The following is a 20,934-nucleotide window of genomic DNA, read 5'->3' on the forward strand; positions in this document are numbered from 1 at the left end:
AACCAATGAATATGCAATTCAAATCCAACCCTTCCAAAAAGCCTGGTCTCGTGCGCGCTATCAACTGGAACCGCATCGATGACGATAAGGACCTTGAGGTCTGGAACCGTCTGACCGGCAATTTCTGGTTGCCGGAAAAAGTGCCGCTGTCGAACGACATCCAGTCGTGGGAAACGTTGAAGCCGGAAGAGCAGCAGCTCACTATCCGCGTTTTCACCGGCCTGACCCTTCTTGACACGATCCAGAATGCCGTCGGCTCGGTGAAGCTTATGGATGATGCCGCAACGCCACATGAAGAGGCCGTTCTGTCGAACATCTCTTTCATGGAAGCGGTTCATGCGCGTTCCTATTCGTCGATCTTCTCGACACTGTGTCTGACGCCAGACGTTGATGACGCTTATCGCTGGTCGGAAGAAAACGAGTTCCTGCAGAAGAAGTCGCAGCTCATTCTCGATAATTATCGCTCTGACGATCCGCTGAAGAAGAAGATCGCCAGCGTGTTTCTGGAAAGCTTCCTGTTTTATTCGGGCTTTTATCTGCCGATGTATTGGTCGAGCCGTGCCAAGCTTACCAATACGGCCGATCTCATCCGTCTCATCATCCGTGATGAGGCCGTGCATGGTTATTATATCGGCTATAAGTTCCAGCGCGCCATTGAGACACTCAGCGAAGAAAAGAAGCAGGAAATTAAGGATTTTTCCTTCGATCTTTTGCTGGAGCTCTACGACAATGAAGTGCGTTACACCGAGGCACTTTATGATGGCGTTGGCCTGACCGAGGACGTGAAAAAGTTCCTGCATTATAATGCGAACAAGGCATTGATGAATCTGGGCTACGAAGCGCTGTTTCCGGCAGAGGCCTGCAAGGTCAATCCGGCGATCCTCTCAGCACTGTCACCAAACGCTGACGAAAACCATGACTTCTTCTCAGGCTCTGGTTCGTCTTACGTCATCGGCAAAGCTGTCGCGACCGAAGACGAAGATTGGAATTTCTAATTTATAAAAAAGCGCGCTGGTAAAACAGCGCGCTTTAATATTTGCGATTTTATTAAGAGATCAGCCCTTTGGGCTTAGATCCATAGAGAACCATTTTTCAGACATTTTCGAGAGCGTGCCGTCGGCTTGCATCTCGCCAAGTGCCTTATTGAGCTTGGCTTTAAGTTCCGGTTCATCCTTACGCAGCCCAATGCAAACATTTGTCGCCTGAATGCCACCGACAAGCAGCGGACCGGTGATCTTGAGCGCGCCATTGCTTTTCTCCGCACGATCCCGCGCAAAGACGACGTTGTCATATTGACCGTCGAGGCGACCGGATTGCAGATCAAGCTTGACCTGTTCGGAGCCTTTGTATGAGCGGACCTGAGCGACATCGCCGAAATTCTGCTCGACAAATTGCAGCTGGCTGGTTGAAAGCGACGCGCCGAGTGTCGTGCCTTTTACCGCTTCCTTAAGGTCCGCGAGGGCTTTTTTGCCTTCTTCGGTATCGGTGTTAAGGCTCTCGCCGGAATGCGGGAGATTGGCAAGTGGACCTTCAGCGGGCACGAGGAATGTATTGGGCGTGATCACATAAGGGTCGGAGAAGTCGATAACCTTACGGCGCTCTGGATTAGGGCCCATTGTCAGGACCACATCGAATTTGCCAGCAAGAAGCGACGGGATTTGGCCGTCCCAGTCTTGTGCCACGATCGTGCAATCGAGTTCGGCGCGCTTGCAGACTTCCTTGACAACATCAAGATCAAGTCCCTGAAGTTCGCCACTGGGTGTGGTGAGGTTGAAGGGCGGAAAAGCACCTTCGACGCCAACGGTCACGGATTTCCATTCCTTAGCAAGTACGCTGCCGCTGTAAAGAACGGACAGTGTGCACAGGCTGATAGCTGTGATTTTTTTGAACATAGTTCCCTCGTTCTGGGCGCGGTTCTTGTTGAGATTGAATCCTTGGAAACCGCGTCTCAATATTTGTTTTTACGCATCATCCGACGCAAAAGCGCTCCGCACTTTTGCTGGAAATGCCTTACCCATTTTGGGATGCGCTCTTCTTCTGAGAACTAATTTTCGCACCCCTCTCACCAATCAGTGTGGACCTGCAATCTGGCGATGAAAAGCGGAATTTTGTTCACATATATGAATTACATTCTGATTTTATTCGCGAATTCATGCTGTAAGGCAACACAGAAACACCCGGTCCGAATCCCGAACCAGGTGCAAAACTGTGACGAGAAAATACTATTCTTATCAGCTATTTAGCGTCGCATAACGCGCAATGTCGGCATGGGTTGCGAACCAGATATTCTTGTGCTGGCGAATGTGGCCAATCAACTCATTGAGTATCCATATGCGAGAGCGATGACCGATGATGTCGGGATGCATGGTCAGCTGGAAAATCCCGCCTTCTTCATAGGCTGCATCGAACTCGCGAATGAATATCTGCAGAATATCATGCGGCGCAATTTGCGGACGCAAGCCCCCCCAACGATCCATAACCAGATAAGCGGCATCGTCGCGAATCCATTCGACAGGTAGTTCGGTCACGCCACACGGCTCGCCGTTTAGCAATAGCTCGTAGCAATCGACATCGGCCATCAGGGACGAGTCATAAATCAAGCCCATGTCGGCTGTGATTTGCAGCGTGTTATCGCTGAAATCCCAGGATGGTGTCCGGATGCCAACAGGACGAACGCCGGTAATCTTTTCCAGAGCGTCCGCAGAACGGTGCTGAAGATCGCGTTCGGTCTCGCCATCAAGCAAAGCATTGCGCTCATGAATCCAACCATGAAGTGCAACTTCATGTCCTTCATCGATCAGCGCGCGCTGTTCTTCGGGATAATGTATCGCCGAAACCGCCGGCACAAAAAATGTCGCGGGAATGCTGTTGTTGCGCAGAAGCTCGCGAATGCGTGGAATGCCTTGTCTTGGTCCAAACTGGCCTTGCGAAAGCGCTGAAATGGATTTGCCGCCATCGCGTAATTCAAACGTATCATGATCAGAATCAAACGACAGGCCCACCGCGCATTTGCCACCTTCTGGCCACGCGGATGGCTTCAGGCTGCGACCAGCGCGGGCGCGATTCATGATGGTTTGCAGCCGTTCTTCTGGCCATGTCCATGTTGGAACGAGTGCTTCGGTTGTCATGATGTTGGTCCTCCACTGACCGACAAAGTCTGGCCGGTGATCCAGCTCGCATAGGGGGAAGCGAGGAACAGCACGGCATTTGAGATATCTTCCGGCAACCCGATCCGGCGCAGCGGAATTTCATTGAGCATGGCGGCCTGACCATCTTCTCCATAAGACGCCCATTGGCGCTCATAATCTGGGCTTGTGCGCAGGAAGCCGGGTGCGACGGCATTCACATTGATGCCGAAAGGGCCAAGTTCATGGCCGAGCTGGCGTGCGAGGCTGATGAGAGCCGCCTTGGCGCTGGCATAGGCCTGAATTCCGGTCAGGCTTACGCCCAGGCCGGCACCACTTGAAATGAAGACCATTTTGCCTGCGCCACGGCTTTTCATCGCTGGAACAATGGCGCGCGCAACGAGAAATGCTCCGCGCACATTGATGTCATAAATACGATCCCAGTCTGCTGCCGGAACGTCTTCCAGCGGGCGTTTTTTCTGACCCAGAACGCCGCCTGCAACATGCACGAAAACGTCGAAACCGCCTTCGGCTTCGGCGTCAGTTGCCAGTTTGGCAATTGCGGCCTCATCGGTGACATCAAGATGAACTGCCCGGATCGATCCGCCGCGTGCAGGAAGCGCTTCGCTCACAAGGCTTGCAAGTTCGTCGTCAAGAACATCGGTTGCCGTTACAAATGCGCCATCGGCGGCAAACGCCTCGCATATTGCACGGCCAATTCCCCTTGCGGCCCCAGTGACCAGGACTCTTTTTTCTTTGAAATGAATATCCATTTTACTGCTTGTCTGTTGTGGATGGTTTGTGTCCGAGGCGCGCGCTCAATTCGGCGGCATGTTTGACCACCGCGTCGATCATGCGCTGTCGGCAGGCGGTGAAGCGCGATGAAATCGTCGCCATATTGAGTGTGGCGATAACTTCGCCGCTGGCATCAAAGACCGGCGCAGCAACGCCCGAGCCGCCAATGACTGCCTCTTCATCGCAAATGGCGTAACCAGCTTCACGCGCTGCATCGATGATGCGGCGGATCTGCACGCGGTCGATAACCGTCTTGTCGGTCAACGGGATGATGCGCTCTTTTGCGAGATAGCTTGCAGTCTTTTCCGGCTGCCAATGTGCGAGGAGAATACGCCCCATCGCCGTACAATAAGCCGGGTCCGAGCCCGTGAGATCGGAATCAAAACGCACAACCTGATGGCTGGCACTCTTTGCCAGAAGCTTGACCCGGCCATCCTTGCGGCGCGTACCGAGAAACACCGTTTCTCCTTCGCTGTCGCGCATGGCGTCCATGATCGGCTGTGCGGTGGCTATCAGATAGGCGTCGCTGCCGCTGCACCAGCCGGGGCCGTTTCGGAAAGTATCGTGAATTCTATAGGATTCAGTGTCGTCGCGAACGACATAGGCGCGTGCCACTAGAGTTGCGAGCAGATTGAAGGTGCTGCTCTTGGGATAACCCAGCTCCGCAACGATTGCCTTCAGTGTCACCGGTTTATGGGCGCGAGCAAGGAACTCGAGGATTTCGAGAACCCGGACCGCGGATTTCACTTCGCCACTATTTTCAATGTTCATATATGTGAACCAAATTCCTGTTGTGGAATAATGTGACAGACATACCATCACATGGCAACACAAAAGGAGCACGTTTTGAAATGAACACTGAAAACAAGGTTGCCATCGTCACCGGAGGCGCACGAGGCATCGGAAAGGCTTGTGCTCTTGATCTGGCACGTGCCGGATATCACGTCACACTGGTCGATTTGCTGGAGGCGGAACTGGCGGATACGGCCGCCGAAATCGAAAGCCTTGGCGTGCGTGCGCTGCAATGTGTTGCGGATGTCTCAAGCCATAAGCGGGCTGGCGAAGTTGTCGCCGAAACGGTGGCTGCGTTTGGTCGCGTCGATTTCCTTCTCAACAATGCCGGGCGTTCCGCGCCTGTTGGCATTCTTGATATTTCGGAAGACGAGTTCGACCGCGCCATCGCGATCAATCTGAAAAGCTGTTTCAATTACATTCAGCATAGCGCACCACATATGCTGAAGCAGGGCGGTGGCCGGATTGTTTCGATGTCGTCACTGAATGCCTATTCGGGCGGCGTGACGGCTGCAGTCAGCAAATTCGCTTATGCAGCGGCAAAGGCCGGTATCCTTGGCATGACTCGTTCCCTTGCCAAAGAGCTGGGACCAAACATTGCTGTAAATGCTATTTGCCCCGGCGTCATTCGTACCGAGATTGATACGAATGTCACTGAACGTGCAGATGAGGTTATCAGGGGTATTGCGTTGGGACGGCTCGGCTGTGCTGACGATGTTGCCCGCCTGGTAACTTTTCTGGCGACCTCCGAGCCTTGTTTCATCACGGGACAAGCATTCACGGTTGATGGCTTTCAGTTCAATGTTTGAATTTTTGCGCGCGAGACATGGATGAAGCTGAGCTCGAAAGCGCTCGCCTACCCATCGGAGGCTGTGCCGGTTCTCACCGGCGCGGCCTCCAGTCGGGGACTTATCGATCTTCCCTTACAAGAGGTTTAGAACTCGTGTTTGCGCAAGTGCTTATCAATCCGGCAACTCTTGCTGGCCATAATGTCGATTATAATGAGGCTTTTGTGCAATTTCACTTATATCTGTTGCCACAAGTTTAGAGTACCTCTAGGTACAGCTCGGGAGGAGCGCTCTCTTCTGTGGCAGCAGTCAGATTGGATTGTTTCAGCCATAAAAGCCGATAAAGCAGAAGCCAGAATGCAGGTCTTCTCTATTGTCCTTGATCTGCTTCTCCCGTCCAAAATGTTAAAACCTGAGCCGAGAGCGTGAACCCCAAGTTGAAAAACCACCACGACATCTGGGATATCGTCGACGCGAAAAGCGCCGCCTATTTCGAACTGAGCGATACGGTTTGGGACAACCCGGAAACGAACTACGAAGAATATAAATCCAGCGACGCACATGCAGCCATGTTGCAGTCGGAAGGTTTTCGCGTAGAGCGCGGCATTGCTGGCCTGCCAACCGCTGTAATGGGCGAGGCGGGCGACGAGGGGCCGGTCATCGCTATTCTGGGTGAGTTCGATGCGCTTCCAGGGTTGAGCCAGATTGCCGGTGTTGCTGAAGAACGGGCGATTGAAGCCGGTGGTAATGGTCACGGATGTGGTCATAACCTGCTCGGTTCGGGGTCTTTGCTGGCCGCTGCAGCGGTCAAGGATTACCTTGCTGCCAACGGCATCAAGGGCCGCGTGCGCTATTATGGTTGTCCTGCCGAAGAAGGCGGATCGGCCAAGGGTTTCATGGTGCGCGAAGGCCTGTTCGACGATGTCGATATTGCTTTCTGCTGGCACCCGGCACCTTTTGCAGGCGTAAACGATCCGGTTTCACTGGCCTGCAATGAAATCAATTTCCACTTTACCGGACGGGCCGCCCATGCTGCCGCTGCACCCCATCTTGGACGCAGTGCGCTTGATGCGGTCGAGCTGATGAATGTCGGCGTCAATTATATGCGGGAGCATATGCCGTCTTCGGCACGCATTCATTATGCTGTCACTGATACGGGTGGTTTTGCGCCCAATGTAGTGCAAGCCAAAGCCAGTGTGCGTTATCTGATCCGCGCGCGAAACCTGCCAGAGATGCAGGTTCTGCTTGAGCGAGTTAAAAAGATCGCCGAAGGCGCTGCCTTGATGACGGAAACTTCGGTCAAGAGCGAGATCGTCAGCGGTGATGCCAATCTCGTTGGAAATGCGCCGCTGGAGCAGCTGATGCAGCGTGAGCTTGATCGCCTTGGACCGCCAATTTTCGATGAGCAGGACCGCGAAACTGCGCAACGGTTTCAGTCGACACTGTCAAAAGAAGATATTTCCGACGCATTCCGCCGGTTCGGTGTTGAACCCAAGGCAGAACTTGCACTTTGCGAAGGCGTATACGAGCTTTATAAGGGCGATAACTCGCTCGTCGGTTCGACGGATGTGGGAAGTGTAAGCTGGGTTGTTCCGACTGTGCAGATGCGAGGCGCAACTTGTGCAATCGGTACGCCGCTTCATTCATGGCAGATGGTGGCGCAGGGTAAACTGCCTGCGGCGCATAAAGGCATGGCACATGCGGCAAAGATTATGGGAAGTACGGCTATCGAGCTGTTCCTGAACCCGGAGCAGATTATCGAGGCCAAAAAAGACCTTGAGAAAAAGCTTGGCGGTGCTGTTTTTGTGAATCCTATCCCCGATAGCGTTCAGCCTGCCTTGCCTGTTTCTGCTAAAGCGCATCCCGAAAAGTGAATCGGCTCTCGGATAAGATGTGATTTGGATCAAAATATAGAGATGCGCCCGAAGTGAAGCACCAGCCTAAAAGAGATTTCCGGAAAACAATATGACGTTCATTTCCTTATGCCCCACAAGGCCTGATGTATCATGAAGGCCTTTCTCGATATCTTAAGCTTCGGGCCGGATGGCTGGGGCCATGTGCTGATGATGGCCGCAATGGTGAGCGTGTCGCTTGCTGTTTTGGGCTTTCTTCTTGGCGCCATCATCGGCGTGTTTGCAGCCTGGGCGAAGATTTCGGGTGGTCTCGCGCTGCGCGGTATTGCCGATGGTTACACGACAATCATCCGCGGTATTCCTGATCTGCTGGTGATCTATCTGTTTTATTTCGGTGGCAGTGCTGCTGTTACCGCGATAGGCCGGATGTTCGGCGCGCAAGGCTTTGTCGGCTTTCCGGCATTTCTTGCGGGTGTGCTGGCAATCGGCATTTCCTGTGGCGCGCATCATACGGAAGTGTTTCGCGGTGCATTCAGAGCGGTTTCCAAAGGCGAGCTTGAAGCAGCTTCCGCTTGCGGCATGGGACAAGCACTCAAGTTTCGCCGTATCATTGCACCCCTGGCACTGCGTCACGCTTTGCCGGGCCTCGGCAATGTCTGGCAGGTGGCACTCAAGGAATCTGCACTGATCTCTGTTGTCGGCGTGGTTGATATTCTGCGTCAGTCACAGATCGGTGCCGGCTCGACCGGCCTGCCGTTCAACTTCTATCTCATTGCCGGTGCGTTGTACCTGCTGATTTCATCGGTCTCAGGCACCATCCTGCAAAGAGCTGAACGCCACTTCTCGCGTGGCGTCAGGAGGGCAAAATGAACCTCGAATTTTATTCTGAAGCCTTCATGCAGATGTTGAGTGGCGTGCCACTCACGTTACAACTCGCTGCAAGTTCGATCGTGTTTGGCGCAATTCTGGCACTGCTTTTTGCCATGATGCGTCTGTCGGGCATCACTGTCCTCGACTGGATCGCCCGTCTCTACGTGTTCGTGTTTCGCGGTACGCCGCTTCTGGTACAAATCTTCATCATCTATTACGGCCTGAGCCAGTTCCCGGTCATCCGCTACTCGTTCCTGTGGCCGATCCTGCGTGAACCTTACTGGTGTGCGATCATTGCGCTGACTTTGAATAACGCGGCTTACGCCAGCGAAATCATTCGTGGCGGCCTTCTATCGGTACCAAGCGGTCAGATCGAAGCTGCTAAAGCCTGCGGCATGTCGCGTTTCACCTGCTTCCGCCGTATCGTTATGCCACTGGCGATCCGTCAGGCACTGCCCGGTTATGGCAATGAAATGATTTCCATGGTCAAGGCAACCTCGCTGGCCTCCATCATTACACTGATGGAAGTGACCGGCATCGCCGCCAAACTGATCGCGGAAACCTATCGTGCGATTGAGGTATTCGTCATTGCGGGTGCCATCTATCTCGCCATCAACTTCGTTCTGACGCGCGCACTGATGTTCGCGGAATACAAGCTGACGCCATATCTGCGTCAGCCCGTCGTCAAGATCACCACCGAAGGAAAAACATCGTGAGTAAAGTCGTATCTCCAAATGCCCCGGTGGCTCTGAAGGTCGAAAACCTGCGCAAGAGCTTCGGCGCGAATGAGGTGCTCAAGGGTATTTCACTTGAAGCACGTGAAGGCGAAGTGATCTCGATCCTCGGCTCTTCCGGTTCCGGCAAGTCAACCTTCCTGCGCTGCATCAATCTGTTGGAAATCCCGACATCGGGCACGGTTACCGTCTCCGGCGAGACTATTCGCATGGCGAAGAATTCAAAGGGCGAAGCCTATCCGACAGACAAGAAGCAAGTCTCGCGCATTCGATCCGAGCTTGGCATGGTGTTCCAGAGCTTCAATCTCTGGTCCCACAAGACCATTCTCGAAAACATCATCGAAGCGCCGATCTATGTTCAGGGCCGTTCGCGCGCTGAATGCGTGGAAGAAGCGGAAGCGCTTTTGGCCAAGGTCGGCATCGCAGACAAGCGTGACTTCTACCCTGCACATCTTTCCGGCGGTCAGCAGCAGCGCGCGGCAATTGCGCGTGCGCTCGCCATGAAGCCGAAAGTCATGCTTTTTGATGAACCAACATCGGCGCTCGACCCGGAACTGGTCGGCGAAGTGTTGCGCGTTATGCGCGGTCTGGCTGAAGAAGGTCGCACCATGTTGGTCGTAACCCATGAAATGGGTTTTGCACGTGATGTGTCCAATCGTGTGGTGTTTGTGCATCAGGGATTGGTCGAAGAAGACGGCGCGCCTGAAGAAGTGTTCGGAAATTCGAAATCCGAGCGTTTCCGCAAGTTTATCAGCCACGAAAATGCAGCCTGATTATTTCAAACACCGCTGATTTGTGCCACAAGGCGCGTCAGCAAATAACTGCGTAAGGTAATTCAAATGAAGACCCTGGGATTGTTCAAAGCCCTGTTCGTTTCTGCGCTGGTTCTCACGACCGCTTCTGCCCACGCAGAAGAAAAGAAGTGGACCAAGATCACTATCGCAACGGAAGGTGCTTTCCGTCCGTATAACTTCACCAAGCCAGATGGCACGCTGGATGGTTATGAAGTTGATCTCTACAAGGATCTCTGCACCCGCATGAAGGTCGAGTGCACCATGGTTGCACAGCCATTCGACGGCATCATTCCGGCACTCAACGCTGGCAAGTTCGATGCGATTATGGCTGGCCTGACCGCAACGCCAAAGCGTGAAGAAACCATCGATTTCACGGTTTCCTACGGCTTGACGCCACAGACCTTCGCAACGCTGAAGGATAGCCCGTTCGCCAAGCTGCCACACACCGGCGAGACGCTTTATCTTGCCAAGGATGAAGAAGCGAGCCAGAAGGCAATCGGCGAGATCGCTGCCGAAATCAAGGGCCGCACTGTTGGTGTTCAGACCGCTTCGCTCGGCCTTTCGCTTCTCGACAAGTATTTCAAGGATTCAATCGATATCCGCGAATATAAGACCACAGACCAGCATGACCTTGACCTCAAGTCTGGTCGCGTCGATCTGATCGTTGCTTCGTTGGCCTATCTTAGCGATGCAGCCAAGAAGCCAGGCAATGAAGACATCGTCATGACCGGTCCTTACTTCAAGGGCGGCATTCTTGGACGTGGTGTTGCCGTGGGCATCCGTAAGAACGAACCTGAACTTCAGAAAATGTTCAACGAAGCCATCGAAGCAGCCAAGGCTGATGGTACCATCAAGAAGCTTTCCGAAAAGTGGTTCGGCTTCGACGTAACGCCGTAATCGCGACAGTTTTAGTCCGATTGAAACGCCGCCCATTGGGCGGCGTTTTTTTATGGCGGATAGCTTATAACGACGCCAAGCTTTTGAATTGATTTTATCTGTTATCCAACGCACAACCATTCAAAGGGTTCTGTATGCCTCTGGGCGTTGAGCAAAGAAAGAAGCTGCCGCATTGACTGACGATATTGCCCATACCGAGCTGATCGCTGTTTTGACCGCTGTCACAGGTGAGCAGCCGCGTGTCATGACTGTGCGTCAAGGGCAGGCTTTGCCGTCCGGTCCATTTGAGACGGAACACCGTTCATTGCAGGCTGGGTTGCGAGCCTGGGTGCAGACGGAAACCGCACATCCCGTCGGTTATCTGGAGCAGCTTTATACATTTGCCGATCGCGACCGTCACAGGCAGGGAGAACGCACAATTTCGATCAGTTATCTTGGCCTCGTGCGCGAGGACGATGTGGCTGGTCAGCAGGCCAGCTGGCGCGGCTGGTATGACTATCTGCCATGGGAAGACCATCGACAGGGTGTGCCGGAGGTTGTCGGCCATTTGAGCAATGGTCTGCGGGTCTGGTCACATCAGGCGGCATCTGCTGATCTGACGGCGCAGCGCTTGCGGCGCATTGCGTTTTCGTTTGGACTGAATGGCGAGCGCTGGAATGAAGATCTTGTGCTTCAGCGCTATGAACTGCTCTATGAAGCAGGTCTGGTGAGCGAAGCCGGAAAGGGCGACGAAGAAAACGGTCGTCATATGTTTGCCGATCATCGCCGCATTCTTGCGACAGCCATCGCGCGGTTGCGGGCCAAGATCAAATATCGCCCCGTTGTTTTTGAATTGATGCCCGACAGTTTCACGCTTCTGCAGTTGCAGCGCACCGTTGAGGCATTGGCAGGATTGCGGCTGCATAAACAGAATTTCCGCCGTCTGATCGAACAGCAGGACCTCGTTGAAGAAACCGGTGAAAGCGACAGCGAAACCGGCGGTCGCCCGGCGAAACTGTTCCGTTTCCGCTATTCGATTGTTGAGGAACGCGCGCTTTCTGAGCGCCATCTCGCAGGAACAAAGCTCCCCATCTCTCGTGATTGACAATATACTCGAATCGAGTATAACTGCGCATCTATGAAATACTCATACTGAGTATAATCGGATATTCCGCAACAGCGGAATTTTATGCGCTGCTCGGGAGGCCGCCATGAATGAATTCGTTTCCGTATCAAAGCTTTATGATCGTGTGGCGTCGGTGCTGCCCAAAGCCGAATGGATGGGTTTCGAAGACGATGTCGCGGCGATCCTGGAGCTGAAGCGCAAGCGCAACGCGGTTATTCTCGCGCACAATTACCAGACTCCGGAAATCTTTCACTGCGTCGCGGATATTGTTGGAGACAGTCTCGCACTCGCTCGCAAGGCGATTGATGTTGAAGCTGATGTGATTGTGCTAGCCGGCGTCCATTTTATGGCCGAGACGGCCAAGCTGCTAAACCCCAAAAAGACTGTGCTGATCCCCGATATGGCTGCGGGTTGCTCGCTTGCGGATTCGATCACACCGCAAGATGTAGCACTTCTGCGCGAGGCGCATCCGGGCGTGCCAATCATCACCTATGTCAATACCTCGGCTGCGGTTAAGGCAGCGTCTGATATTTGCTGCACATCGGGCAATGCGAAAAAAGTGGTCGAGTCGCTTGGCGTACCGCGTGTGCTGATGATCCCCGACGAATATCTCGCGCAGAACATTGCGCGTGAAACCCATGTTGAAATTCTCGCTTGGCACGGCCATTGCGAGGTGCATGAGCGCTTCACCCCTGATGATATCCGACAGTTGCGTGAAAACCATCCCGGCGTGATGGTTTTGGCGCATCCTGAATGCCCGCCGGAAGTGGTAGAAGCTGCGGATTTTGCTGGGTCAACGGCTGTCATGTCTGACTTTGTCGGTGAGAAGAAGCCGCAACGTGTGGTTCTGCTTACTGAATGTTCGATGAGCGACAATGTTGCCGTCGATCATCCCGAGGTCGAATTCATCCGGCCTTGCAATCTCTGCCCACACATGAAGCGGATCACGCTTGCCAATATTCGGCAGGCGCTTGAAGAAAATCGCCATGAAGTGACAGTTGATCCTGCTATTGCCGAGCCTGCACGCCGCGCGGTCGAACGGATGCTTGCAGTATGAGCGCCACTCCTGTGATTGTTATCGGCAGTGGTCTCGCAGGATTGATGACGGCGCTGACCCTTGCGCCGCAACCTGTGATGCTGGTGACCGCGGGAACCTTTGCGTTCGATGGCTCAAGCCCTCTGGCGCAAGGCGGTATCGCAGCAAGCCTTGGTGACGATGATAGCGCAGCTCTGCATCTGGCGGATACGCTGGCAGCGGGTGCTGGTCTTTGCGACGCCGCAGTTGCAAAAGACATAATTGACGCTGCTCCCGAAGCGATTGCAGCGCTTGAACATTATGGCGTTCGCTTTGATCGAAAATCGGATGGATCTTATGCGCTTGGCCTTGAGGCAGCGCACAGCCGACAACGCATCGTCCATGTTGATGGCGATGCGACGGGCGCAGGCATTATGCGCGTGCTTGGCGCTAAAGTGGGCGCCACCCCATCGATAACAGTTAAAGAAAATACCCGCGCGCTGCGGCTTATCAAGCAAGATGGGCGCATCGCGGGTGTTGATCTCGAAGGCTTTGGGCCCGTTGCGGGCTGTGCTGTAGTGCTCGCAACAGGCGGAGCCGGTGGGCTTTATGAAGCGACCACCACGCCGCTTGGCAATCTCGGTCAAGGGGCAGCACTAGCCGGGCGTGCTGGTGCCGTGCTTGCCGATATGGAGTTTGTGCAGTTTCATCCGACTGCTTTGGCGGTGTCTGCATCGCGCTTGCCTTTGATCAGTGAGGCTGTGCGTGGTGAAGGGGCGCTACTTGTCAATGATCGCGGCGAACGCTTCATGCAGGATATTCCGGGGCAGGAACTGGCGGCGCGCGATGTGGTTGCGCGGGCAATCGGACAGCAACTTGCGCAAGGTCGCAAAGTGTTTCTCGATGCACGCGCGTCATTGGGCAAGGGTTTTGCGAAGCGGTTTCCGGGTATTGATGCGCTTTGCAAGCAATATGGCATCGATCCTTCTTGCGATCTGGTGCCGGTTCGGCCTGCAACCCATTACCATATGGGCGGCGTGGCAACCGACAGCGATGGCTGCACCAGCCTTGCAGGGCTTTGGGTCGTGGGTGAAGCCGCCTGCACTGGATTGCATGGGGCAAATCGTCTGGCGAGCAACTCGCTTTTAGAAGCTGCCGTCATGGGCCTTCGAGCAGGCCACGCCATTGCAAGCGCATCGCCCGCCGCTACGCTGCCGCTCTCATCAATCGCTCTGCCGGCAACATTCAGTCTGCCTTATGTGCGATCAATTGCCTCCCGGCATTTGGGGCTGTTGCGCGATGACGACGGCTTACGTTCAGCAATTACAGCACTTCTGCCGCTCGCACTGACGGATGACGCGGCTGCGGTAGCACTCATTATCAGTGTCGCAGCATTTGAGCGGCGCGAGTCTCGCGGCAGTCATGCCCGAACAGATTATCCTGAGAAAAGCGCGCAATCCGAGCGCAGCTTTTACACATTCGAGCAGGCTTTTACGCTTGCTCACGAAATTGCTCTGCCTGAACCTTTATCAAGGACCGCATGATGGATCTGCCACGCCTTTCGCCTTTGCTCATCGAACCGCTGGTGCGGGCCACACTTCTTGAAGACCTCGGACTTGCGGGCGACATCACCAGCAATGCGGTTGTGCCATCAGGTCATCACTCGACCATGGTGTTCAGCCTGCGTCAGCCCGGTGCCATTGCCGGCCTGGACGTTGCCGAAATGGCGTTTCGGCTTGTTGATCCTTCGGTTGCCTTTAAGCGAATGGTCAATGACGGCGATTTTCTGGCAGCAGGCACGACGCTCGCTCGCGTGTCTGGCTCGTCGCGCAGCATTCTTGCAGCCGAACGAACCGCGCTGAATTTCCTCGGCCATATGTCGGGTGTTGCCACTGCAACGGCCAATCTGGTCAAAGCCACTCAGGGCACGAAAGCTGCAATCGTATGTACGCGCAAAACCATGCCGGGCCTGCGAGCCTTGCAGAAATATGCTGTTCGGGCAGGCGGTGGCATGAACCATCGCTTCGCGCTTTATGATGCGGTGCTTATCAAAGACAATCATATCGCAGTTGCAGGCGGCGTTGGTGAAGCCATCCAGCGCGCCAAAGCGAATGCCGGGCATATGGTCAAAATTGAAGTTGAGGTCGATACACTCGAACAACTGTATGAAGCAATGGCAATTGGCGTCGATGCAGTCCTGCTCGATAATATGTCGCCCGCGCAATTGCGCGAAGCGGTGAAAATCATCGGCGGTCGTGCGATTGCTGAAGCCTCAGGTGGTATCACCCCGGATACGGTTGCAACTGTGGCCGCAAGTGGTGTCGATCTTATTTCGGTTGGCTGGACGACACACAGCACGCCCAACCTCGATATCGGTCTCGACTTCAGCTTTGCCTGATAGCTATTCGCTCAGGTGGTGAGCGAACGTGTTGCCGGTATAGTCTGACCGCAGAAGCCCCGCTTCGCTCAACCTCGGCATCAACTCGTCAAGTGCCATATGCATTGACGATGTCGAGCCGCCGGGTGCGGTGATGAAGCCGTCAATCGCTCCAGCTTCAGACCATTGGCGGATTTGCGCAACCGCATCATCTACCGTTCCGATGATCTGCCAATGAGCCGCGCTGATAACTTCCGGTCGGCGGAGCAAGTCATCAAGGCGGAGCGTCTCTTTTTGCAGAAGGCGCTGGAGCAATCCGGCGTGGGTTTTGCTGCGCACTTTTTCCGGTGGCGGCGGTAAGTCGGACGGGCGGATCAATCGATCTTCCGGCCAGTCTGTGAGATCAAGACCAGTCATATCTCGAATATAGGCAATCTTGCGGGTGCGGTCGCCACGCGCATGGGTATAGGAAAACAGCTCTTCAGCTTCCTTGCGTGTAGGCGCGAGATAGAGGCTGAGGCCGGGTAGCAGGCGCACATCATCTGCATTGCGGCCATGGGATTGTGCAAGGGAACGCAAATCTTTGCGCAGATTGATGGCCACGTCGATGTCAGGCGTCGCGGAAAAGATTGCATCGGCCACCGAGGCCGCGAAGCTGCGACCGGCAGGTGAGGCGCCAGCCTGAACAAGCGGGATTGGCACATTCTCAATAGAAGGAATGTTGAGCGGTCCTTTGACTTTGAAGAAATCGCCCTCGTGATTGATCGGCTGAATACGCGCCGTGTCTGCATAGTTTCCGCTAGCCCGGTCGCGCTTGAGGGCCGAACCGGGAAAGCTTTCCCACAAGGCGCGTACGACTTCGGTAAATTCTGCCGCTTTCGCATAGCGCTCGTCGGATGTCGGCATCTCATCAAGGCCGAAATTTACATTGCCATCAAGTGCTGTGACGATGTTCCAGCCTGCGCGCCCATTGCTCAGATGATGCAACGACGAAACCTGCCGTGCCACCGCATATGGCGGCATGAAGGTGGTCGAAATGGTCGTAAGCAACCCGATCTTTGACGTTTCGCGGGCAAGTGTTCCCATCAGCAAAGTCGCGTCCAGACTGGCAAAGCCGGGCGTTGTCTCCATGATCGGACTGTTGAGAAACAGACTGTCAGGTCGAAACACGAAGTCGAGTTTGGCAGCTTCCGCACGTTTGGCAATATCGAGATAAAAGTCTGATCCGAAGACACCTTCAATATCGCTGTTTGTATGTCGCCAGCCGTCACCACTTAGCCAGGTGGGAGCGAGTGACATGCCGATATGGAGCATTTTGCGAGAAGCCATGATCAATTTCCGTCAGTTTTTAAGCCAAAAACCGCGAGCAAAAAGCCCACGGTTTGATTGATTGAAGTATTTGCGCCAAACGTGCGAAGCGGTTCCAACGATTCAATCTTCACTGGAGCCGCTCTAAAGCAAGAACTCAGAAGCTGCCCTTGATGCCTATGCCGAAAGTGCGTGGCATGGTCATGCTGGCTTGCGTCGTTGCTCCGCTGATGCCGCGCGTTGCTTGCAGAGACGTTGGCGCACGTTCGTTGAAGATGTTCTTCACAAAGCCATAGAGCTGGAACTTCTCAGTGAAATCATAGCTCATGCGGGCATCGGCAATCGTATAGGCCCCGACCCAGTAAGCCTTCGTGTTCGCAACGTCTGAATAATAGCCGTCTGTATGGCGGACATTGCCAGAAACATTGAATTTTTCGGTCACATCCCAGCTCGCGCCGAAGCTCAGCATATAGCCGGGAGACTTTGCGAATTCATTGTCTTCATACGAAGCATTGCTGGAAATCTCATCGATCTTGGTGCGCAAAATGCCCGCACTCGATTTGAGCGTCAGATTGTCGAGCACTCGATAGTCTGCACCAATTTCAAGGCCATAGGCGTGCGCTTTTTCGGCATTGATGGTGTAGGACTGGACGATGTTATTCGGCAGGACAACTGGAATGTTATACTGCGCATTTTTCATGTCCATGTAGAACACGTTGGCGTTCAGAACGAGCTTGTTATCCAGCACTTCAGCACGCGTGAACAACTCATAGTTCCACAAAGTTTCTTCGTCGAATTTGTTCCACTTGCTCGATGCAGGGTTGGTCGTGTTCATATAGAGCGACACGCCGCCGGGATTATATCCGCGGCTCACCAGTCCGCCGACTGTCAGATCGGGCGTGATAGCGTAGGCCAGCGAGACTTTTGGTAGGAACGCCGAGAAGGTTTCGTCGAAGTTGACTGGCACATACGAATAGACGGAAACACCATCACGCTGAATGTTATCCTGCTGGTAGCGCATACCCCCGGTCAGGGTCCATTGATCATTCATGCGCCAGCTTAACTCACCGAACAGGCCGAGATTTGTCTTCTTGTCGTCGAATGTCGAGAGATAATTATTGGCGGTTTTATTGCTCGCATTCAGCAGATAAAGCGCTTCGTCCGTTTTGGTGTGAGCGTAATAGATGCCTGCTACGCCGCTGATGACATCTTCCTGGTCGCCATAGGTAATGCGAGCTTCATTGGAAATATTGGTCTGATCGATATTGGCATCGCCACCGTTTACAATACCTGTCGAGCGTTCGACGCTGGAGTCGGAAAACTGCGTCTGGTTAAAAAACTTAAATCCATTATCGAAATCATAGCTGACGTCCAGAATGCCGGTATTGGTACGCTGATCCCATGTCGGCATACTCTGGCCGTTATAATCCAGCTCATAATAAAGAGGCGTGGCTGCCTCGTAGGTCGGGCGATTGCTCTTGTTGAAAGAGTAGGTGAGCTTTGCTTCAAGGCCGGGGATTTCGGCAGGTTGCCACAGAAGCTTTGAACGGATGTTCAGCGACTGGAAATCGTGATCAGTGCCCGACGAGTAGAAGCCTGGATTGATATAGTCGATGAAAGTATCGCGACCGGAATAATCAATCGCGAGACGGCCAGCAATCTCGTCTTTATAAAGCGGGGTATTGAGCATGATCGATGTGCGCTTGGCATTGTAATTGCCAATCTCGACCTGATAAGCGCCTTCCTGCTCGAATGTTGGGTCCTTGGTGTTGACGACAATCGCACCGGCGATTGCATTCGCACCCTGCGATGTGGTTTGCGGGCCACGGAAGACTTCGATGCTGTCGACGTCCCAGATGGGGGCAGAGCCAAAAATGAACTCATTATAGTTCAGATAATGGCCGTCGAGATTGATCGTCGCGCGGGGGACGGTGCCCGAAAAGAAGGCCGTTGCACCATTGTTTGGGCCTTGGCTGTCCTGACCTCGAATAACGGGTGCGCCGACTGTATCGGAGTAAACGACGTTGGGGGTTCCGCGTACCACTTCCGCTACCGAAGAATCGCCGGTTTTTTCCCGAGCAATTTCCTTGGCGGTAATCACGGTGACAGATGATGCGGTGTTTTTGATATCACGCGCGACTTTTTCGCCGGTAATGACCAACGTATCGAGCACCAATGTTTTGGATTCGCCTGAAGGCTGCGCATCCTGCGCAAGGGCAGGAGATCCAGCAAGTGCCGCAAGCGTCAACGCGCTAACACTATAGAAAAAGCCACGGGTAGAACGGATATTCATAGGTCGCCCCAAACATGAGTGTGTAAGTCATGTTCTGTTATCGCTATGATTTGAATTCCGCAATAAGGAATGCATACCGCAATACAGTATGAGTGCAAGCTGACTATCGATGTTGCACATTAGCAACGCATGGGTCGCATGGCGCGCGCGAAGCACAGAGTTGTGACGCCCGTTCATGGAAATAGGTTTCATGCCAGACATGACTTTGTGTGAGCTTGACGCTAAACATCGCTCAAAGCGGAACAGAATGATCGAATGGTTTTTATAATCTGGAACCATTCTGACGGGAGGCGGAGCATTTGAAAGAACAGGATGGGTTTCCGGCTGATGAGGCTGAGACTGCGGGAGATAAACGCTCCGGCACGATTCAGTCGGTATCAATTGCAGCACGGTTTCTGAAAATTCTGGCCAATGCCGAAAACGAGCTTCCATTGGGTGAAGTTGCGAAGCGGGCAGGAACAGGCGGATCGACAGCGCATCGCTATATGCAAAGTCTCGTGAAGGAAGGGCTTGCGAAGCAGGACCCCGTCAGCGGATTTTACGATCTCGGACCAACCGCACTTAGCATCGGCATAGGCGCGCTGAAGCGTGTCGATGCGGTGGAAATCGCAGCGCAGCATATGAAAGCTCTGGCGCAGCGTCATGCCATGAGCGGCGGCGTGGCGATCTGGACGGATAGAGGTCCAACTTTGGTGCGATGGTATCGCAGCGCCTATTTTTCGGTAAACCCACTGGCGCTTGGCGATACGCTGCCGGTCGATAATACGGCCTGTGGTCTGGTTTTTCAGTCTTTCCTGCCGAAAAGCAGCATTGATGCAGTTCGCAAGGTTCAGCCTGCCAATTTTCGTGGCACGCCGCCGACCAAAGCGCTTCTCGATAAGGTGCGTGGCGACCGCTGGTCGGAGATGACGAGCCATCTTTTGTCGAATGTTACCGGGCAGGCATCGCCTGTGCTGGATGCTCAGGGCGAAATCGTCTGCGTCATGACGACGGTCGCTGATCTTGGCCAGCTTCGCACTGATGAAGAACGCAGAGCGCTTTTTCATGAAGCCTGCATAGTCAATCAATCCACAGGCGGCCTGATTGTCGATACGCAGCTTGAAATGCCGGAAAGCTAGTGGTCTGATTCCGACATTTGCATCCCTCGGATACAGGCATGGGACAAATGTCGGAATCAAGAAGACCACTAGCAAGTTCATGAATCTAGTGGATTTTTCGAATTTGACGTTTGAAGCAGCGTATGTGTCAGTTGGGATTCAAACGTCAAATTCAATCCACTAGGCCGCGCTGCTCTTCGGAACGATGAGTGGCGTACCGGAAACCGGGTCTGGGATGATGATGGAGGTAAGGCCAAATACGTCTTCGACCAGTTTTTCCGTGACGATATCGGCAGGTCTGCCCTGGGCAATCAAGGCGCCATCGCGCATTGCGATCAGATGCGAGGCATAGCGGCAGGCATGATTGAGTTCATGCAAAACAGCGACGACTGTTCGTCCCTGCTTGTTAAGCTGCGCTAGAAGATCAAGCAATTCGATCTGATGCGCGATATCGAGATAGGTCGTTGGTTCATCGAGAAGCAGGATCGGCGTGTCTTGCGCCAGCACCAAAGCGATCCAGACGCGCTGGCGCTGTCCGCCTGAAAGTTCATCTACAGGCCGGTCTGCAAGTTCGGTGATCTTGGTCGCTTCCATGGCCTGCGCCACGGCCACTTCATCCGCTTCGGACCATTGCCGCAAGAAGGATTGATGTGGGTAACGGCCACGCGCAACGAGATCGGCAACCGTAATCCCTTCCGGTGCAATCGAGCTTTGTGGCAGCAGACCGAGCCGGCGCGCTGTTTCCTTCGCGGGTAGGCTTGAAATGTCACCACCATCCAGAATGATCTTCCCGGACGTTGGTTTTAACAGCCGCGATAAAGCCCGGAGTAGTGTTGATTTTCCACACGCATTCGGCCCGACAATAACCGTGAAGGATGCATCAGGAATAGCCACGGACAAGTCGGTCGCGACTGTTCTCTCATCATATTTCAACGTCACGGTATCAGCGTGAAGGCGATGCATCATTTGCTTTGGGTCCAGTGGCAAGTCAGTGGAAATCGTCGGTGTGCGGCAAGTGATCTGTATTGCATTGCAGAATGCGTTCTGCAATATGGAGTGTAATAATCATATTTTAGCAGAGTGCTTTCACT

19 protein-coding genes are annotated in these 20,934 nt (G+C 53.9%); 12 read left to right on the plus strand and 7 right to left on the minus strand.

Going from position 1 to position 20,934, the window contains the following annotated elements; translation table 11 throughout:
- The first annotated feature begins 5 nt into the window (after nt 1–5).
- The gene (gene nrdF / locus OIV19_RS10380; RefSeq protein ID WP_095445729.1) at nt 6–995 is read left to right on the plus strand and encodes a class 1b ribonucleoside-diphosphate reductase subunit beta; all 990 of its coding nucleotides are present in this window, start codon (nt 6–8) and stop codon (nt 993–995) included.
- A gap of 60 nt (nt 996–1,055) precedes the next feature.
- On the opposite strand, the gene OIV19_RS10385 is transcribed toward nrdF, so the two are convergent.
- The 4 genes from OIV19_RS10385 to OIV19_RS10400 all read right to left on the minus strand — a co-directional run bounded on the left by OIV19_RS10385 (nt 1,056) and on the right by OIV19_RS10400 (nt 4,691).
- Nucleotides 1,056–1,892, minus strand: a complete 837-nt coding sequence (locus OIV19_RS10385; protein ID WP_264231588.1) for a transporter substrate-binding domain-containing protein — start codon at nt 1,890–1,892, stop codon at nt 1,056–1,058.
- Between the two features lie 339 nt (nt 1,893–2,231).
- Entirely contained in the window at nt 2,232–3,128 is an 897-nt protein-coding gene (locus tag OIV19_RS10390; protein ID WP_264231589.1) for a polysaccharide deacetylase family protein, read from the minus strand.
- Complete coding sequence (locus OIV19_RS10395; protein ID WP_151091138.1) at nt 3,125–3,898, minus strand: SDR family NAD(P)-dependent oxidoreductase; 774 nt, start codon at nt 3,896–3,898, stop codon at nt 3,125–3,127. Before OIV19_RS10395 ends, OIV19_RS10390 begins: the two co-directional genes overlap by 4 nt.
- A gap of 1 nt (nt 3,899) precedes the next feature.
- The gene (locus tag OIV19_RS10400) at nt 3,900–4,691 is read right to left on the minus strand and encodes an IclR family transcriptional regulator (RefSeq protein WP_264231590.1); all 792 of its coding nucleotides are present in this window, start codon (nt 4,689–4,691) and stop codon (nt 3,900–3,902) included.
- Between the two features lie 80 nt (nt 4,692–4,771).
- Here OIV19_RS10400 and OIV19_RS10405 point away from each other — a divergent pair, with 80 nt between their 5' ends.
- The 10 genes from OIV19_RS10405 (at nt 4,772) to nadC (ending at nt 15,166) form a co-directional block, all read left to right on the plus strand.
- On the plus strand, nt 4,772–5,521 hold the full coding sequence (locus OIV19_RS10405; protein ID WP_095445066.1) for an SDR family NAD(P)-dependent oxidoreductase: 750 nt from the start codon (nt 4,772–4,774) through the stop codon (nt 5,519–5,521).
- A gap of 404 nt (nt 5,522–5,925) precedes the next feature.
- The gene (locus OIV19_RS10410) at nt 5,926–7,374 is read left to right on the plus strand and encodes a M20 family metallopeptidase (RefSeq protein WP_151091136.1); all 1,449 of its coding nucleotides are present in this window, start codon (nt 5,926–5,928) and stop codon (nt 7,372–7,374) included.
- Nucleotides 7,375–7,506: 132 nt separating this feature from the next.
- On the plus strand, nt 7,507–8,223 hold the full coding sequence (locus tag OIV19_RS10415) for an ABC transporter permease (protein ID WP_151091135.1): 717 nt from the start codon (nt 7,507–7,509) through the stop codon (nt 8,221–8,223).
- On the plus strand, nt 8,220–8,939 hold the full coding sequence (locus OIV19_RS10420; protein WP_151091134.1) for an ABC transporter permease: 720 nt from the start codon (nt 8,220–8,222) through the stop codon (nt 8,937–8,939). The genes OIV19_RS10415 and OIV19_RS10420 overlap by 4 nt, the downstream gene beginning before the upstream one ends.
- Entirely contained in the window at nt 8,936–9,730 is a 795-nt protein-coding gene (locus tag OIV19_RS10425; RefSeq protein WP_151091133.1) for an ABC transporter ATP-binding protein, read from the plus strand. Before OIV19_RS10420 ends, OIV19_RS10425 begins: the two co-directional genes overlap by 4 nt.
- Before the next feature lie 66 nt (nt 9,731–9,796).
- Nucleotides 9,797–10,648 carry a transporter substrate-binding domain-containing protein gene (locus tag OIV19_RS10430; protein WP_264231591.1) on the plus strand — a complete coding sequence of 284 codons (852 nt, stop codon included), beginning with the start codon at nt 9,797–9,799 and terminating at the stop codon, nt 10,646–10,648.
- Between the two features lie 172 nt (nt 10,649–10,820).
- Entirely contained in the window at nt 10,821–11,732 is a 912-nt protein-coding gene (locus tag OIV19_RS10435) for an NUDIX hydrolase (RefSeq protein WP_264231592.1), read from the plus strand.
- A 106-nt stretch (nt 11,733–11,838) separates the two neighbouring features.
- Nucleotides 11,839–12,810, plus strand: a complete 972-nt coding sequence (gene nadA, locus OIV19_RS10440; protein WP_095445058.1) for a quinolinate synthase NadA — start codon at nt 11,839–11,841, stop codon at nt 12,808–12,810.
- Nucleotides 12,807–14,312 (plus strand): L-aspartate oxidase, encoded by a 1,506-nt coding sequence (locus OIV19_RS10445; protein WP_264231593.1) that lies wholly within the window; start codon nt 12,807–12,809, stop codon nt 14,310–14,312. The genes nadA and OIV19_RS10445 overlap by 4 nt, the downstream gene beginning before the upstream one ends.
- Nucleotides 14,312–15,166: a carboxylating nicotinate-nucleotide diphosphorylase gene (gene nadC / locus OIV19_RS10450; protein WP_264231632.1), complete on the plus strand. Its 855-nt coding sequence runs from the start codon at nt 14,312–14,314 to the stop codon at nt 15,164–15,166. Before OIV19_RS10445 ends, nadC begins: the two co-directional genes overlap by 1 nt.
- A gap of 3 nt (nt 15,167–15,169) precedes the next feature.
- Here nadC and OIV19_RS10455 read toward each other — a convergent pair whose 3' ends face one another.
- Nucleotides 15,170–16,474, minus strand: a complete 1,305-nt coding sequence (locus OIV19_RS10455) for an NtaA/DmoA family FMN-dependent monooxygenase (protein WP_264231594.1) — start codon at nt 16,472–16,474, stop codon at nt 15,170–15,172.
- 136 nt (nt 16,475–16,610) lie between these two features.
- Nucleotides 16,611–18,746, minus strand: coding sequence for a TonB-dependent receptor (locus OIV19_RS10460; protein ID WP_264231595.1), 2,136 nt, complete (start codon nt 18,744–18,746; stop codon nt 16,611–16,613).
- Between the two features lie 299 nt (nt 18,747–19,045).
- On the opposite strand from OIV19_RS10460, the gene OIV19_RS10465 reads away from it, so the two are divergent.
- Nucleotides 19,046–19,864, plus strand: a complete 819-nt coding sequence (locus OIV19_RS10465) for an IclR family transcriptional regulator (RefSeq protein WP_134156276.1) — start codon at nt 19,046–19,048, stop codon at nt 19,862–19,864.
- Between the two features lie 159 nt (nt 19,865–20,023).
- Here the strand turns inward: OIV19_RS10465 and OIV19_RS10470 are convergent, their stop codons facing one another.
- Nucleotides 20,024–20,809 (minus strand): ABC transporter ATP-binding protein, encoded by a 786-nt coding sequence (locus tag OIV19_RS10470; protein WP_095445727.1) that lies wholly within the window; start codon nt 20,807–20,809, stop codon nt 20,024–20,026.
- Nucleotides 20,810–20,934: the final 125 nt, after the last annotated feature.

Origin of the sequence: Brucella sp. HL-2 (assembly GCF_025846885.2) — a bacterium.
Classification (GTDB): Bacteria; Pseudomonadota; Alphaproteobacteria; order Rhizobiales; family Rhizobiaceae; genus Brucella; species Brucella quorumnocens.